Annotated in this window: 16 protein-coding genes; 12 read left to right on the top strand and 4 right to left on the bottom strand. The window is 32.6% G+C overall.

The window, feature by feature from the left end:
- The first annotated feature begins 37 nt into the window (after positions 1–37).
- From ABD816_RS01110 to ABD816_RS01065, 10 genes are all read left to right on the top strand, one after another.
- The gene (locus tag ABD816_RS01110) at positions 38–802 is read left to right on the top strand and encodes a hypothetical protein (RefSeq protein WP_344923984.1); all 765 of its coding nucleotides are present in this window, start codon (positions 38–40) and stop codon (positions 800–802) included.
- 463 nt (positions 803–1,265) lie between these two features.
- Positions 1,266–1,718 carry a tRNA (cytidine(34)-2'-O)-methyltransferase gene (locus ABD816_RS01105; RefSeq protein ID WP_344923982.1) on the top strand — a complete coding sequence of 151 codons (453 nt, stop codon included), beginning with the start codon at positions 1,266–1,268 and terminating at the stop codon, positions 1,716–1,718.
- Between the two features lie 16 nt (positions 1,719–1,734).
- Positions 1,735–2,442 (top strand): hypothetical protein, encoded by a 708-nt coding sequence (locus tag ABD816_RS01100; protein WP_344923980.1) that lies wholly within the window; start codon positions 1,735–1,737, stop codon positions 2,440–2,442.
- 111 nt (positions 2,443–2,553) lie between these two features.
- Positions 2,554–2,901 (top strand): YciI family protein, encoded by a 348-nt coding sequence (locus tag ABD816_RS01095; protein ID WP_344923979.1) that lies wholly within the window; start codon positions 2,554–2,556, stop codon positions 2,899–2,901.
- Positions 2,902–2,904: 3 nt separating this feature from the next.
- On the top strand, positions 2,905–4,053 hold the full coding sequence (locus ABD816_RS01090; RefSeq protein WP_344923977.1) for an RNA polymerase sigma factor: 1,149 nt from the start codon (positions 2,905–2,907) through the stop codon (positions 4,051–4,053).
- A gap of 285 nt (positions 4,054–4,338) precedes the next feature.
- Positions 4,339–5,790 carry a nicotinate phosphoribosyltransferase gene (locus ABD816_RS01085; protein WP_344923976.1) on the top strand — a complete coding sequence of 484 codons (1,452 nt, stop codon included), beginning with the start codon at positions 4,339–4,341 and terminating at the stop codon, positions 5,788–5,790.
- Positions 5,791–5,918: 128 nt separating this feature from the next.
- On the top strand, positions 5,919–6,587 hold the full coding sequence (locus ABD816_RS01080) for a Crp/Fnr family transcriptional regulator (protein ID WP_344923975.1): 669 nt from the start codon (positions 5,919–5,921) through the stop codon (positions 6,585–6,587).
- A 73-nt stretch (positions 6,588–6,660) separates the two neighbouring features.
- On the top strand, positions 6,661–8,073 hold the full coding sequence (locus ABD816_RS01075) for a hypothetical protein (protein WP_344923973.1): 1,413 nt from the start codon (positions 6,661–6,663) through the stop codon (positions 8,071–8,073).
- A 222-nt stretch (positions 8,074–8,295) separates the two neighbouring features.
- Entirely contained in the window at positions 8,296–8,856 is a 561-nt protein-coding gene (locus ABD816_RS01070; RefSeq protein ID WP_344923971.1) for a TlpA family protein disulfide reductase, read from the top strand.
- A 78-nt stretch (positions 8,857–8,934) separates the two neighbouring features.
- On the top strand, positions 8,935–9,570 hold the full coding sequence (locus tag ABD816_RS01065; RefSeq protein WP_344923969.1) for a DUF3291 domain-containing protein: 636 nt from the start codon (positions 8,935–8,937) through the stop codon (positions 9,568–9,570).
- Here the strand turns inward: ABD816_RS01065 and ABD816_RS01060 are convergent.
- Genes ABD816_RS01060 through ABD816_RS01045 form a run of 4 tightly spaced genes read right to left on the bottom strand, consistent with a single transcriptional unit; the run spans position 9,567 to position 13,308 of the window.
- Entirely contained in the window at positions 9,567–10,022 is a 456-nt protein-coding gene (locus ABD816_RS01060; protein WP_344923967.1) for a sterol desaturase family protein, read from the bottom strand. The two genes, ABD816_RS01065 and ABD816_RS01060, sit on opposite strands and share 4 nt — an antisense overlap.
- 23 nt (positions 10,023–10,045) lie before the next feature.
- Positions 10,046–10,888 (bottom strand): phytoene/squalene synthase family protein, encoded by an 843-nt coding sequence (locus tag ABD816_RS01055; protein WP_344923966.1) that lies wholly within the window; start codon positions 10,886–10,888, stop codon positions 10,046–10,048.
- A gap of 19 nt (positions 10,889–10,907) precedes the next feature.
- Positions 10,908–12,401, bottom strand: coding sequence for a phytoene desaturase family protein (locus tag ABD816_RS01050; protein ID WP_344923964.1), 1,494 nt, complete (start codon positions 12,399–12,401; stop codon positions 10,908–10,910).
- A gap of 4 nt (positions 12,402–12,405) precedes the next feature.
- The gene (locus ABD816_RS01045; RefSeq protein WP_344923961.1) at positions 12,406–13,308 is read right to left on the bottom strand and encodes a MerR family transcriptional regulator; all 903 of its coding nucleotides are present in this window, start codon (positions 13,306–13,308) and stop codon (positions 12,406–12,408) included.
- 360 nt (positions 13,309–13,668) lie between these two features.
- Between ABD816_RS01045 and ABD816_RS01040 the strand changes: the two genes are divergently transcribed.
- Positions 13,669–14,979, top strand: a complete 1,311-nt coding sequence (locus ABD816_RS01040; protein ID WP_344923959.1) for a leucine-rich repeat domain-containing protein — start codon at positions 13,669–13,671, stop codon at positions 14,977–14,979.
- A gap of 66 nt (positions 14,980–15,045) precedes the next feature.
- The gene (locus ABD816_RS01035; protein WP_344923958.1) at positions 15,046–16,833 is read left to right on the top strand and encodes a type VI secretion system Vgr family protein; all 1,788 of its coding nucleotides are present in this window, start codon (positions 15,046–15,048) and stop codon (positions 16,831–16,833) included.
- Positions 16,834–16,839 lie beyond the last annotated feature (6 nt).

Genomic DNA, 16,839 nt, shown 5'->3' with positions numbered 1-16,839 from the left:
AGAAGTAAGTATATTCTGTTTTTAAATGTAAGAAATAATGATAAAAACATTTCTATTTAGTGTGCTACTGTTTTTTTCGATACAATCTTTTGCCCAGACAAAGACGATTCACGTGTTTGTAGCACTATGCGATAATATTAATCAAGGAATAGTTCCTGTACCCGCAAAATTAGGTAATGGACAAGATCCGTTTCATAACTTATATTGGGGAGCTGGGTATGGAGTAAAGAATTTTTTTAAAGTAAAAACCAAAGATTGGAATTTTTTGAAATCTATTCCCTCTGATGATTCTTATATTTTGGAAAGAATTTTATTTAAACATGCAACCAAGGATATTTACTTGTTAGCAGAAGCATATGATGGAGCCAAAATTAAAACCTGTACAGAAAATTTCTTAAAAGCTTCTAATGGACAGAACTCTATACAAATATTGCAGGAAGATACTAAGCTTAATTTTGGTGGAGATGCAAACCTTTTGGCGTACATAGGGCACGATGGATTAATGGATTTCGATGTCAATGTGCTGTATAAAGATTCGGTGGTAACACCAAGAGAGGTTATAATTTTGGCATGTTACAGTAAAAATTTCTTTTCGCCAGAGATTAAAAAAGCGAAGGCAATTCCTGTTTTGTGGACCACTCATTTAATGGCACCAGAAGCGTATACGCTAAAGTCGGCAATCGATGGATGGATACTTAATGAATCTGGTAAAGCAATTGATGAAAGAGCCGCACAAACATATCATCAATATCAGAAATGTGGAATAAGAGGTGCAAGAAATTTATTTACAACAGGGTTTTAGAAGAGTCATTTTTTGTCAGGAAGAATTGGTTTTTCAGTATTTATAAATGTTTGTTGTCTTCGAATAGAGTAAATTAAATTATAGAATTAGCTATGATCCCATATCTTGATAGTTATAGTGTTAGTAGAATAATCTGTCAAAATGTCTTTATTAAAACCACTAAATGATGTAATATTTTGTATTTCTAAGACATATATAGAGGTAGAGTTGGTGTAATGTATTTATGTATATATTCAAAAAATCAAATTTTGAAAGTTGTAATCAATAAAAATGTATATATAATTATTATAGTTCTTTTTTTTATGTTATTATTTCTCAACTTCTTTCCTTTTAACTGAACTTAGAGAATTATAAGAAAAGGCTGAAGATAGACATGATTGTAATGTTTACTTAATAATAGTAATAGGACAAATACATTATAAAATGATAATAAAACGTATTTTTGATTTATTTAATTATAAGTATGGCATATAATATTGTTCTTATAGAACCAGAAATACCTAATAATACTGGAAATATAGGGAGGTTAAGTTTGGCCTCAGGAGCAAATTTGCATTTAGTAAAACCTTTTGGTTTTGAGTTAACTGATAAGAGAGTTAAACGTGCCGGATTAGATTATTGGCAGCATATATCGCTACATATTTATGAAAGTACTGCTGATTTTTTTTCCATCCATAAAGATAAGAAAATGGCTTTTTTTTCCAGTCATGGCACAAAGCATTATTGGGATATAGATTATACAGATGATATGTTTTTTATATTTGGTAAAGAGTCTGCCGGTCTCTCGGCAAGAATTACAGAAGCAAATGCCAATGCTTTATATAAAATACCTATAATGAGTCCTCATATTAGAAGTTTAAATCTGGCAAATGCGGTAAGTGTAGTGGTCTATGAAGGAATGAGACAGCTTAGATAATTTTAATACAAAAAAAATGAAATATCTACTAAGTATTATATTAATGCCAGTATTAGGGTTATTATTAATTTTAAGTCGGGATCATAATGTGCCAAGTGCTGATAGTTCTCATATATTCATCAAAAAAATAAAGATAGAAGAAAATATAACAGCAGATCTCCAAGTTGATAAAGGATGGATACCACTCATTGTCGATGAACAGCTGGAAATTCCAAAAATTGGACCAGATGATTGGAGTTATCCCTGGTATATGATAAAACACAACGATGGTCATTTTGAAAATATAACTGAAGATACAATCATAGAAAAGGACACAATTAGGGTAATACATCACTCTAAATGTTATACATATCTGACTAAGAAAGGTAAAACGATACCAATTTCCAGAATACCCTTTGTCACATCAGAAATAAAAGGTGATACACTTGCTCTCACTTTATTTGATGAAAGCGCTTCTAATAATGAAAAACTGACGCTACAATTAGTAAATGATTTTTTTAAAATTAATTATCATACGGTATATGTATTTCCTTATAAGGATATACAATACGAATTCAAAAGTGCTAGTTTAAAAGTAAATAAAATGCCTCCCTATAAAAAAGGAATGCTGCTAAAAGGAGTACTGGCAACAGAATTTGTAGAAACTATAATTTATAATGATAATACACCGTCAGATGTACGTGATAAGTTAATTGAAGGTACTTTTGAATATAAGTTAAAGTAGTTTTATTTGATTATATTAACTAGATTATTAAAAAAAGATAATTTCCTGTCCTAATCTTAAACGTATGTTCGTCTTAGGAGTATACATTAATATTAATTAAAAAAGTAAAAGATGAAAGAATTCATGTTTATTATCAGAGGAGGAGATGAATATGGTGCAACATTGTCACCAGAAGAATTGCAGGCACATATGAAACAATGGGAAGAATGGATGGGTAGTTTAGCACAAAAAGGCAAACTTGTGGGTGGACAACCATTAATAAGTACGGGTACCACCATTGTAGGTAAAGAAAAAAAGGTAATAGATAGACCCTTTGCAGAAGGTAAAGAATTAGTGGGAGGATATATCATAGCAAAGGCAGATTCTATAGAAGAAGCTACAGAAATAGCAAAAGGCTGTCCTAGTTTTGAGTGGGACTGTAGTGTAGAGGTTAGAGAAATCAATCTAATGGGAAAATAAATCTTGAGCGCTGAGGAGCATATAAACCATACGGTAAATCATCTTTTTAGACAAGAATCTGGAAAGATGGTTGCTGTATTAGTAAAAATCTTTGGTATTGAAAATCTGGCAATAGCAGAAGATGTTGTACAAGATGCTTTGGTAAGTGCTTTGGAAAACTGGAAATACAGAGGAATACCTGATAACCCAAGAGCTTGGCTTTATCGTACTGCAAAAAATAGAGCTATTGATATCATTAGAAGAAATAAGCATCGTCAAGTAATCGACTTTTCGGATCCGCAACGACAATTATTACATTCAGAATATACACTAACCACAGTCATGGATGGGTATTGGCAAAAAAATCATATTCAAGATGATTTTTTAGGTATGATGTATGCCTGTTGTCATCCAGAAATCTCACCAGAAAATCAAATTACGTTAATTCTAAAATTATTATGTGGCTTTAGTACCAAAGAAGTAGCAAAGTCTTTTTTAACTACAGAGGATACAGTTTCTAAACGATTGTATAGAACTAAAGAATATTTTAGAAAACATAGAATTGAGCTCAGGATTCCTTCTGAGCAGCAGATAGAATTAAGAACTAATGTGGTGCTAAGCGCTATCTATTTAATATTTAATGAAGGATACAGTTCAACTCATGATAATCAATTGATCAGGAAAGATATAATTTCTCAGGCAATGCACCTGTGTAAGTCATTACTTAATAATCAGAAAACACAACTTCCTGAAGTGTATGCGCTCATGTCATTAATGTGTTTTCATACAGCAAGAATACAAAGCAGGATAACCAGAGAAGGAGCGTTGGTAGTATTAAAAGACCAGAATAGACGGTTATGGGATCAAGAACTAATAGTCTGCGGCAGTACATACCTTAATAAAGCATCTTTTGGAGAAACAGTTTCTACATATCATCTCGAAGCTGCAATCGCATATGAACATTGCAGATCAAAAGATTATATAAGTACGAATTGGAATTGTATATTACATTATTATGATGCATTACTAAAAATTGAGAAAAATCCTGTTGTCTTATTAAATCGATGTTTGGTGATTTTAGAAATCAAAGGTGCCAATGCAGCATTACAAAGTATAGAAGAGATTAAAGACAGTAAAGTGATAGATACATATTTATATATCACGCCATTTTAGGAGAGATATATCAACAGTTGCAACAAAAGAAAAAAGCAATTATACATTATAAAAAGGCAATAGCTTTGACCCAGTCTTTACCTGAAAAGGAATTCCTAAATAATAAAATCAAGAAATACAGTGTGTAGTTAAATCAATGTTACATAGAATTATGAGATCGTGGATGATTTTTTGTGTTAGTCAAATACAGGAAATTCTGAATAAAAAGAAAGGAAAATGATAATAAATTGGTGTAATTGAAAAAATAAACTATATTTGCGTATAATTAACGCAAAATAATAAATTATGAATCCATTATTATTGACAGATGGTTATAAATTAGGTCACAAAGAGCAATATCCTGATGGGACGACACTAGTGTATTCTAATTGGACTCCAAGAAAAAGCAGAATAGAAGGTATTGATACCGTATTGTTTTTTGGACTACAGTATTTTATTAAGGAATATCTAATAAAAAGATTTAATGAAAATTTTTTCTCGGTACCAAAAAAAGAGGTTTCCCTAGAATATAAGAAATATGTGGATCATTATTTAGGTATTGATTATGATGTTTCCCATATTGAAGCATTACATGATTTAGGATATTTACCCATCGAGATCAAAGCATTACCAGAAGGAACAGCAGTACCTATCCGAGTGCCAATGTTTACTCTTGTAAATACAAAATCAGAATTTTTCTGGTTAACAAATTATCTTGAGACGTTATTATCTAATATTATTTGGCAACCCTGTACTTCTGCTACTATTGCTAATCAATATCAAAAAATTTTAAAAGCTTTTGCATTAGAAACAGATAAAGAGAATGCATCATTTGTCACTTGGCAAGGTCATGATTTTTCTATGCGTGGAATGTCTGGTATAGAATCCTCTATATTAAGTGGTATGGGACATGCACTTTCTTTTTCTGGAAGTGATACGTTACCAGTAGCTAAAGCTCTAGAAGACTATTATAATTCTGATGTAACAAAAGAACTTGTGATTGGTAGTGTTAATGCTACAGAGCATAGTGTTATGTGCGCTGGTAGTAAAGAGGATGAGATAGGAACTTTTAGAAGATTATTAGAAACATACCCCACAGGGATATTATCTGTTGTGTCTGATACTTGGGATTTATGGAAGGTGCTAACTGAATATCTTCCAATACTGAAAAACGAAATTCTAAGTAGAGATGGTAAGTTGGTCATTAGACCAGACTCAGGAGATCCTGTTGATATTATTTGTGGATGTAACGATAGTAATGAAGTTGTTGCAAAAGGAGTGATAGAATTGCTTTGGGATGAATTTGGAGGAACTATAAATGAACAAGGATATAAAGTGCTTGACCCAAAAATCGGAGCTATCTATGGAGATAGTATCACAATCCAAAGGGCAACTCAAATCTGTGAACGATTAAAAGAAAAAGGTTTTGCCTCCACCAATGTGGTATTGGGAATAGGTAGTTTTACCTATCAATATAATACCAGAGACACCTTTGGATTTGCGATGAAAGCTACTTATGTTGAGGTCAACGGAGAAGGGAGAGAAATTTTTAAAGACCCAATTACTGACGATGGCACAAAGAAATCTGCTAAAGGATTGATACATTTATATAATAATAAAGGGCAGATTGAAATCAAAGATCAGGTATCATCAGAAGAAGAAAAGCAAGGTTTATTAAGAACTGTTTTTAAAGATGGAGAACTTTTAGTAAACGATAGCTTAACTATTATTAGAGAAAGAATAAATGACCTAAAGTAATAGTAAGTTCAGATTAAAAAGAAACACTCATTACGCATGTAGCGTAGTGAGTGTTTTTTATTGTTTTATTGTAAGGAAAATCAAGTATTTGCGACATTACTTACACTAAACTAACAAAACATAAAATCATGGGCTCAATTTGGTTTTTTGAAGACTCTCAACTTTTTAAAGTATTATGTCCTCACAAATTAAAAAGATATAAGAAAGATCACAGTTTCGACGCTTATAAAAAAAGCGATTATATCTATTTTGAAGAAGATTCAGCTAATAAGGTTTATCTTATTGAAAAAGGTAAAGTTAAAATTGGATATTATTCAGAAGATGGTCAAGAAGTTGTTAAAGCAATTCTTACAAGAGGAGAACTTTTTGGAGAAAAAGCAATTCTGGGAGAAGACAGAAGATCAGAGTTTGCCCAATCTGTGGATAACAGCACTTCTATTTGTCCTATCGGAGTGAAAACCATGCACGAATTAATGCGGGATAATCAAACCTTTAGTCTTAAGATTTATAAGTTTATAGGCATGCGGTTTAAACGATTAGAAAGAAGATTACAATTGCTGCTTTTTAAAGATACAAAAACCAGATTGATGGAGTTTATGAATGAACTGAAGGATGATTTTGGGTATTGTTGTCCATACTCTGGCGATACCATTATCCAGCACCCTTATACACAACGTGATATCGCTAACCTTATAGGAACTTCCAGGCCTACTCTTAATATTCTTATGAATGAATTAAAAGAATCCAACCGAATTGATTTTCATAGAAAAGAGATTCGTTTAAAAAATGTTGCTTAGTGTTAGATAGCTAACATTTTATAGAGTTTTGTATTCCTAATTTTGAAAAACATAATTCTAAAAAATTAAAGCAATGTTTAAAAAACTTTTTATAGGGATGTTAGCTGTGGGCTTAATAGCTACCTCCTGTAGTGATGACGACGATTCAACATCTTCAGTAACTGTAAATGCTGGTGTAATAGCTGGTGGTCCATTCGAGTTTGATGTGGATGGAGAACCGGATATGGTCAGTGGAATCACATTAGACAATTCGGATGTTTTTGGTACTAACAGTACTTGGGTTATCACTGATGATGCAGGTAATATTCTAGGAGCACCACCAACATTAGATGCCTTAGAAATGGTTGATTTTGATGGAGCTGGAGCAGGTACTTGTTTTATCTGGTATGCTCGTTTTGAGGATGATTCAAATTTAGGAACTGCAACAACCGTGGCAGAGATTACTGGGTCTTTTGATTTATCTAATTCTATTGAAGTTATCAGAAATCAAGTTACTAATGCCGGTAGTATTTCCGGAGGACCATTTGAGTTTGATGTAGACGGAGAATCGGATATGGTGAGTGGTATTGTATTAGATGACACCAACGCTTTTGGTACCAATAGTATTTGGGTGATTACTGATGACGCGGGCAATATTTTAGGAGCGCCACCAACATTAGATGCTGTAGAAATGGTTGATTTTGATGCAGCAGGAGCAGGTAGTTGTTTTATATGGTATGCTCGTTTTGAGGATGATTCAAATTTAGGAACAGCGACAACTGTAGCAGAGATTACAGGATCTTTTGATTTGTCTAATTCTATAGAAGTTGTACGGAATCAAGTCACTAATGCCGGTAGTATTTCTGGAGGTCCGTTTATATTTGATGTAGAAGGAACACCTGATATGGTGAGTGGTATTGTATTAGATAATACTAATGTTTTTGGTACCAATAGTACATGGGTGATTACTGATGATGCAGGTAATATTTTGGGTGCACCACCAACATTAGATGCTTTAGAGATGGTAGATTTTGATGGAGCTGGCGTTGGTAGCTGTTTTATTTGGTATGCTCGTTTTGAGGATGATTCAAATTTAGGAACAGCAACAACTGTAGCAGAGATTACAGGATCTTTTGATTTGTCTAATTCTATCGAAGTAGTGCGCAATTGTGGCGCAAACGCAGGAACTATTACAGGAGGACCATTTGAATTTACAGCGGGAGATAGTACTCCAGATATGGTGAGCGGTATATTTTTAGATAGCTCAGCATCCGCAGGCACTAAGAGTACTTGGGTGATTACTGACGCAGATGGTCTTATTTTAGGATTACCAGAAACTCTGGCGATGGTAGAGGCTCAGGATTTTGACGGAGCTGGAGTAGGAGTTTGTCTTATATGGTATTTACGTTATGAAGAAGGTCTTATAGGATTAGAAACAATGGCTAATGCGAATGACTTAGAAGGATGTTTTAGTTTGTCTAACTCAATCTCAGTTACTCGTAATTAATTGCTATAACATATAATATTAACGTGTTATGTGTTTGTCTGGAACCAAGCGATGTTTCATTTGCCTAATGAAACGATTGAGTAAAGTTCATAATTATTTTGTTAGTTTAAAGCGCAATCATTGATTGCGCTTTATTATTTATTTACATTTGTACATGTTGTATAATTCTGTCTACAAATACAGACAACGAATGTTAGAATTACATTCTTAGCGCTAATTCATATGAAGTTTAATAGAAAAAATATTTCTAATCTAATTTTTGTAAGTATTCTGGTTTTATTTTTTATCCCAAATACCAGAGGGATGATGCAGATTGTGTTAACCAGAATTTTTTCGTTTAGTCCCGGGCTTGTAGATGAAGAAGAACGCACAACGATAGATACATATGATTGGAAGCTACATGGAGTGAATACTACGTCGATAAATTTTGATACAGCTAAAGGTAAAGTAGTACTAGTCAATTTTTGGGCAACATGGTGTCCACCTTGTATTGCAGAAATGCCTTCTTTACAGAATTTATATAACGAATATAAAGATCGCATCGTATTTGTGTTTTTGACAGACGTAGATGATCAGGAACTAAATAAATTTATGAATGATAAGGATTATTATTTCCCAGTATATCGCTCTTTATCAGAAGTTCCAAAATCATTTGTTACGTCACCGATACCTTCTACTTATGTAATCGATAAATCAGGAACTATTATCATAGATAAAAGAAATGCCGCGGATTGGGACACTAATAAAGTAAAAGCTATCCTAGACCAATTACTGGCAGAATGACAAATATAAATGAATCAGATTACCACATTGACTTTTTTTAGATATCACACAATCCTTACAAAACTTTGGGGTTTTTGTATGATGCTTTTTATGCTTAGACCTTTAAGTAAGGTGTCAGGTCAATCTTTTTTTAAATTAATGGGTAGCGGTAAAGAAGGTTTTAAAATAACTCCAGATTGGGGTGTATATGCATTATTACAAGTTTGGAATACAGAAAAAGAGGCAGACGATTTTTTTGAAAATTCAAAAATCATGTCAAGATTCAGATCAAAAACGGTAGAAACCTGGAGTGTATATCTAAAGAGTTTTTCGGCAAAAGGTAAGTGGTCTGGTAAACAACCATTTGAAAAAAGTGGCGCTTTATGTAACAATAGAAAACAAATTGCGGTCATTACCAGAGCAACTATTAAAACTCACATGCTATATAAATTTTGGAAATATGTTCCTACATCGCAAGCACCTTTATCACTATCAGATGGGTTATTATTTACAAAAGGGGTAGGAGAAGCTCCGGTATTTCAGATGGCAACTTTTAGTGTTTGGAGAGATAAAGAAGCCTTAATGGAATATGCATACAAAAGTCCTGAACACAAGGAAGCAATTATTAAAACTAAAAAGTTTGCATGGTATAAGGAGGAACTTTTCTCAAGATTTCAACCCTTTAAGTCCCTCGGAACCTGGGGTGGGAAGGATCCATTAAACAACACAGATTAGCTGGATTTTTTAAAATATTTAAAAGGAACAAACAACATTCCAAAACATTCTCCTTTATCCTTTCCTAAATGTTTATGATGTATCTTGTGTGCTCTTCTAACTCCCTTTGCGTACCAGTGATTAATATTTCTAAATAATTTGAAGCGTTGGTGGATAAAAATGTCGTGTACTACAAAGTATGATATGCCATAAGCCAGAATACCAAAACCAATAGGCTTGCCAACCCAAAAAGTGACTGGATCGTGTAGCATGATGCAAGACATACTGATCACAGCATAGAATATAAAAAAGAGATCGTTTCTTTCCCACCAGCTTCCATGATCCTTATGATGATGATCTTTATGCAAAGACCATAAAAAACCATGCATTACATATTTATGGGTAAACCATGCCATAAACTCCATAAAACAATAGGTAGTCACAAAAATTAATATCCAGATCAGAACATCCATATAATAGATACTTTGTTAAAAAATTAATTAATTAGATTCAGACGATAATTAAAATATGATTTAGCTAATAATCCGAATTTTTGGTAGTTAGGTACCCTGATTCTTGTGTTTTTAATTTCCATAGAGGGTGTAGATTTTAATTTGGTAAGTAGCTTTTTGTAATATATATAGGCAGTGTAGACTCCAAATTTTGCTTCTACTGGTAATTTCATAATCCCTTCATATCCCTTCAGAAAATCTGCTTCAATTTCTTCAACAATTCTGATTTTAGAAACTTCATCTAGTTTATTAAGATCAGTATTTGGAAAATATGTACGGCTTAGATCTTCAAAATCAGCTTTTAAATCCCGTAAAAAATTAACTTTCTGAAAAGCAGAGCCCAGATGCATCGCACTATCCTTTAATTCATCATACTTCTTATCATCACCATTTACAAAAACCTTTAAACACATTAAACCGACTACATCTGCTGAACCATAGATATATTCCTTGTATTCTTCTTCTGTTAAGTATTTTGTTTTATGAAGATCAAGACGCATACTACGCATAAAGGCTTCGTATAATTCTGGTTGGATATCATATTGATGTACCGTTTGCTGAAAGGAATTTAAAATCGGGTTTAGGCTAATTTTATTTTGAATAGCCTTATACATATCAGATTCAAAATCATTAAACAATTCTTCTTTATTATACCCATGAAAAGTATCTACAATTTCGTCAGCAAATCTTACAAATCCATATATATTATAAATATCCTTACGAATAGAATCTGCTAACATCTTAGAAGCTAAAGAAAATGAGGTACTATAAGAAGTTGTAACAATTTTGCTACAACTATAAGAGACGGTATCAAAAATAGATTTCATATTCAGGGGATTTACAGTATTAAACAGAAACTAGATTAGAACTATTGGTAGGTTTACAATGCTTTTCAATAATTCCTGCTACTAATTTTCCTGAAATGAGAGATGGTGGAACTCCGGGTCCGGGAACTGTTAGTTGTCCTGTGAAAAATAGATTTTTAACTTTTTTGCTTTTCAATTTTGGTCTTAAAAATGCGGTTTGTAATAGGGTATTCGCCATACCGTAAGCATTTCCTTTGTATGAATTATATTCTTTTATAAAATCTTTCACACAAAAAGATTCTTTAAATATAATATTATTTTGCACATCTTGATCAGTAATTTTTTCAAAACGGCTAATGATTTTGTTAAAATATGTTTCCCTTAAAGAAGGAGTATCCTCTAATCCCGGAGCAATAGGTATTAAGAAGAAACCATTCTCCATCCCCTGAGGTGCTGATTTTTCATCTGTTAATGAGGTGAAATTAGCATAAAAAAGTGGCTTTTCAGGCCATTTGGGATCATCATAAATATTATGAGCGTGCAGATCAAAATCGGTATCAAAAAATAAATTATGATGATTGACATTTTTTAGTTTCTTATCAAATCCTACATAGAAAAGTAAAGAAGAGGGTGCAAATGTTTTACGCTCCCAATACGATTCAGCGTATTGTCTGTATTTTTGATCTAATAAGGTTTCCCCATGATGATAGTCAGCACCACAAACTACAATATCTGCCAGAATACGATTTGAATTAACAGAGATTCCTGTGGTAATTCCATTTTCTACGGTAATATTTTCAACTTCAGCATTAGTGTGAATTTTCACTCCTAGGGATTCCGCTAACTTTTTTATACCTAAAATTACCTCATACATTCCGCCTTTAGGATGCCACGTTCCAAGACCAAAATCTGCATAGTTCATAAAACTATAAAACGCAGGAGTATCACTTGGTTTGGCTCCTAAAAATAATACTGGAAATTCTAGAATTTGAATTAGCTTTTTATTGGTAAATTCTTTTCTTACTTCTTTAGATATTGTACTAAAGAATTGCCCTACTTTCTTTATAGTATCTTTAGTTACTAATTCTAGCGGAGAAACACCAGGACGATATACTAATTTATCAATAGCAACGTCGTAATTATTCTTGGCATCCAGAATAAACTTTTTCAACTTTTCAGAACTGCCTTTTTCTTCCTGTTCAAAGGCTATATATATTTTTTCAAGTGTATCTTCAATTGTTATACTCTCACGGTTTTCAAAAAAAACTTTATACGCAGGGTTTAATTTTTCAAGGGTATAAAAATCTGAGGTGGATGTGTTAAAATCATTGAAAAATTTATCAAACACATCAGGCATCCAGTACCACGATGGGCCTATGTCAAAGGTAAATCCATCTCTTTTTAATTGCCTTGCTCTTCCACCAACGGTATTGTTTTTTTCGTAAATTGAAACATCATAACCTAATTGTGCTAAATAGCAGGATGCGGATAACGAGGAAAAACCTGATCCTATAATTACTACTTTTTTATTCATATTTTTAATGTGAGAGGGCATTACTAAGATCTTCTACAGAATCAAAATAGTAAGTATTGTTTGTACTATCATTTTTGCGATTCATAACTTGTTTACCTAGCATCCAAAAGTCTGAAATGCGCTCTGCACAAACGATTTGATTAAAACTTTTAACATAATCAGGAACCTTTTCTTTTTCGGGTCTAATAGTAAAATAGGATACAAAAATTATATTTTCATGAAAATTTAACATATTTGATAGATCGTCTAATGCTATGCTAGGACCCAAGTATATAGATTTATATCCTTTGAGTAAGATTTCATAATGAGCATACAATAACCCTAACTCATGTATTTCATTTTCTGGAAGAAATAACACAAAAGCTTTATCTAACTTTGTCGGCTGTATATGATATAATTTTTCTATGTGTAAAAGCAATTTCTGCTTTATTAAATTTGTTATAAAATGCTCATGAGAAGGACTAATAGTATTCGTTTGCCATAATAAACCAATTTCTGTTAATAGAGGTATAAAAATATCAACAAAAATATGTTTGAAACTCTTTTTTTCTAACAGCTTATCAAAGGTTTCTAAAAATAATTTTAAATCATAATTGAGCATAGCGATTTTAAAAGAATTAATCGCCTGATTTCTGGTACTACTATCAGAAACAATTCGCCTTACATATTCATCAATTTCCTCACGATTGAGTTTAGAAACTCTGGATATTTTATATCCATTGTTTACTAAATATGTAACATTCAGCAATCGTTGAAGACTCTTTAAATTATAAGTTCGGATATTAGTCTCTGTTCGTTCAGGAGATAATAAATCATATCTTTTTTCCCAAATTCTTATGGTGTGTGCTTTTACACCACAGAGATTTTCTAAATCCTTAATACTAAAATTTTGTTTTATATTGTTCAATGTTATATGTATAAAAGCTAAACAAATTTAACTAAAAGTATAATGTTTCTTAAAGAATATTTGTTAAAAAAATAGCGGTAAGTTGTTAAAACTAAGTTTCATTTATAGCATTTTAACAATAGCACTTACCTTTGTGCTGTATATTAAAATTGAATGCTAAGATAGTATAATCAATACTTGAGAGCTAATATTGTACGTTGAATTAATTTATAATTGTTAAAAACGTTAACAGTGGTTTTCAAGGGGTTTATCTCATTGTAAACAGTGTTGTATTGATTTTTTAAACAGATTAATTTTATTGTGGGTTAAATGATAAGGAAGGCTTTTACATAAATCTCTTAAAACCAAATGAATCACACAATGAAAATAAAATTTATTATTATCTACGTTATTAGTTTAATATTCACCATATCCTGTACCAAAGAAATAGTGTCAAATGATATTGCGATAGAACAGAGCGACGAGAAAAATATACTTGAATTTTCAATTTTAGCAGAGCGAAACGGAGCATTACTTACGGATGCTCAAGCTATAATTGACGAAGATACTAAAACAATTAATATTGTAATGCCGTATGGAATTAGTCTTGAAAGTCTACAGCCTAGTATTGTATACACTGAGAATGCTAGTATTTATCCAGACCCCTTGCAAGCACAAGATTTTTCAATTCCTGTAGTATATACTATTACAGCAGAAGATGGTACTGAAGTAATGTATCAGGTTTTTGTTACAGCAGCAGCTGTATCCCAAAAAGTGGCACTCATCGCTTTAATTGAGGCAAATCCGGATAATAGTTTAGAGTGGGATCTATTAGAATCGGATATAGGTACCTGGGAAGGAGTTACTGTCTCTAATGGTCAAGTTACAGAATTAACATTAGTAAATAAAAATATAAAAGTTATTCCTCCAGAAATAGGGAGTCTATACTATCTTACAAAGCTAACTTTAAATGAAAATCAAATAACTGAAATTCCAGAGGAAATAAGTTTATTGTATAATAATCTGGAGAGTTTTAATATAGGGGCTAATAGAATGACTACAGTACCTCCTGAGCTTTTTGAATTAACAAATTTGGTTTGGTTAGGAATAGCCTACAATTCGATCTCTGAAATTCCTGAAGGGCTTAGTAAATTAGAATTCTTAAAAACTATATACCTGTCAGGTAACAATTTAACAGAATTTCCAGAAGAATTATTAGCACTTCCGGATTTAGAAGAAGTTTATATAAATAGTAATGATTTAGTAGCAATTCCTGAAGAATTGAATACCTTGAATTGGGAAGTGTTTAATCTAGGTAATAATCCAATCACAGCATTGCCAGAACAAATTTTTGAAATGCCAGAGTTAACACAATTAATATTGAGTAATATGGGATTAACAAATTTTCCGGCTGGAATTACTTCTCTTAAAAAAATCGAAAATTTAAATGCCTCAAATAATTCAATTACAACTGTAGATGCAGAGCTTGGTGAGCTTACAACATTAAAGTACCTTTCATTAGAAAATAACCAAATTGTGGAGATCGCACCAGAAATAGGTAATTTAACGAATCTTACGATTCTTAGGTTGCAGAATAACCTCATTGAAATAATTCCAAAAGAGGTTTGTGATCTGATAGAGTTAGGAGTTGAGATTGAGAGAGATGAAACCGCTGTTTGTGAAGAGCTATAAATAGAGGTAACCACTAGGTATAAAACGTTTAACATAATAATACATTTTTCAAATTAAAATTAAGATATGGCACTTCAGTCGAATATTCAAATATATATAGGAGGTAGTCTTATAGGCGCTTTTAAAGAATTAACTCTGGATCAGGAGATTGATATGCATCATAATCTGCGATTAGTATGCAGGCGGGATGTATTAGAGCGTATCTCTAAAAATTCAGAAGATGAGAGTAAAGACTTATTAGGACAAACAATTCAGGTATCCGTATCCTCATTAAAAGCCGTAAGCGGTTATGCAGAATTAAAATTTAATGGCATTGTTACAGAAGTTAAGAGTACTAAAGGTTTTTTGAATCAAACCGGAGACCTCATAGTGATTACTGCTAATAGTAATTCTATACTTACAGATGATGGTCCTCATTATGCCTCCTACAGTGATGTTGACTTAGTTTCTATTCTGAATACGGTTTTCCAGAAGTATGACCGTTCTAAATTAAGTACAGTCATTCAACCCAAACTAAGTAGTTCTCTACATTATTCTGTTCAAAATGGAGAGAGTAGTTATGGATATGCGAGTAGATTGGCTTCTCAATATGGCGAATGGTTTTATTATGATGGTGAGGAATTGATTTTTGGAAAGCCTCAGAATACAGATGAAGTCTCATTGACCTATGGAGTTGATCTGCAAGAATTTTCGAGAAATTTACGTCCTATATCTAATAGTTATTCTTTTTTCACTAATGATTATCTTACCGATGATCAACACGAAATGGCTACTACCGATGTAAGTGGTGGAGCTATGAATGGTTATAATGGTTTTGCATCGAGAAAGAGTCAGGAGATGTACCCCCATAAGACCAATGTTTTTCTAAACACCTACAATGATGCACAAGTAAAACAACGTCTGGATACACTGGTAGAAGAGCAAAAGAAGGCAGCCGAAGTGCAACAGGTTCTAATCAGTGGTAAGAGTGATAATCCCGGAGTGAGTTTAGGAAGGATAGTTAAGATACAGGGAGGCGAAGGCGATCAGGGTAAATTCAGGATTACCAAAGTAAAGCATGCAGCTACAGAAAACGGAAAATATGTAAATCAATTTGAGGGAGTTTCTATAGAACAGGATGTGTACCCCAAAACTAATATCATGGCACATCCTAGTAGTACTAATCAGATAGCAGTGGTTACTGATAATGCAGATCCAGAAGGAATGAGTAGGATACAGGTTCAGTTTCAATGGCAGAAACCACTGGGAGAGTATACGCCTTGGTTACGGGTGATGACTCCACATTCTGGTGGGGAAAAAGGCTTTCATTTTATACCAGAGATAGGAGAAGAGGTATTGATTGGATTTGAGGGCGGTAATGCAGAGCGTCCTTTTGTATTAGGAGCGATGTATAATGGGAGCGCTAATTCTAAAAGTTGGAATACAGATAAAAATGATGTCAAGGCGATACGCACCCGTAGTGGCCATACCATAGAATTGAATGATACAAAGGGAGGTGAGTTTATAACCATTACCGATAAAAATCAGAATTTTATTAATATTGATACAGCTAATAATAATATCACCATTACGGCATTAGAAACAATGACATTGAATGCTAAGAATATTAAGATTAGAGCTAAAGAGAATATTGATATTTCTGCGGGAAAAGATATGAACGAAAATATAGCTCAACAGCATACAGTGATGGCAAAAAATCAGAGTACTATTATTAAAGAAACACTTAGGGCAGATAGCAAAAAGCAAGAAAGTATTTCAGATGAAATTTCGATTAGTAGTAATCAACAGAATCTTACGCTGGCATCAGGAAAAACTGTTGATATTCAAAGCGAAGAAAAAGTAAAACTATTTTAAAGTTCT

Origin of the sequence: Aquimarina addita (assembly GCF_039539305.1) — a bacterium.
GTDB lineage: Bacteria > Bacteroidota > Bacteroidia > Flavobacteriales > Flavobacteriaceae > Aquimarina > Aquimarina addita.
The sequence above is the reverse complement of the archived record's forward strand: the minus strand, read 5'-3'. Positions and strand labels throughout refer to the sequence as shown.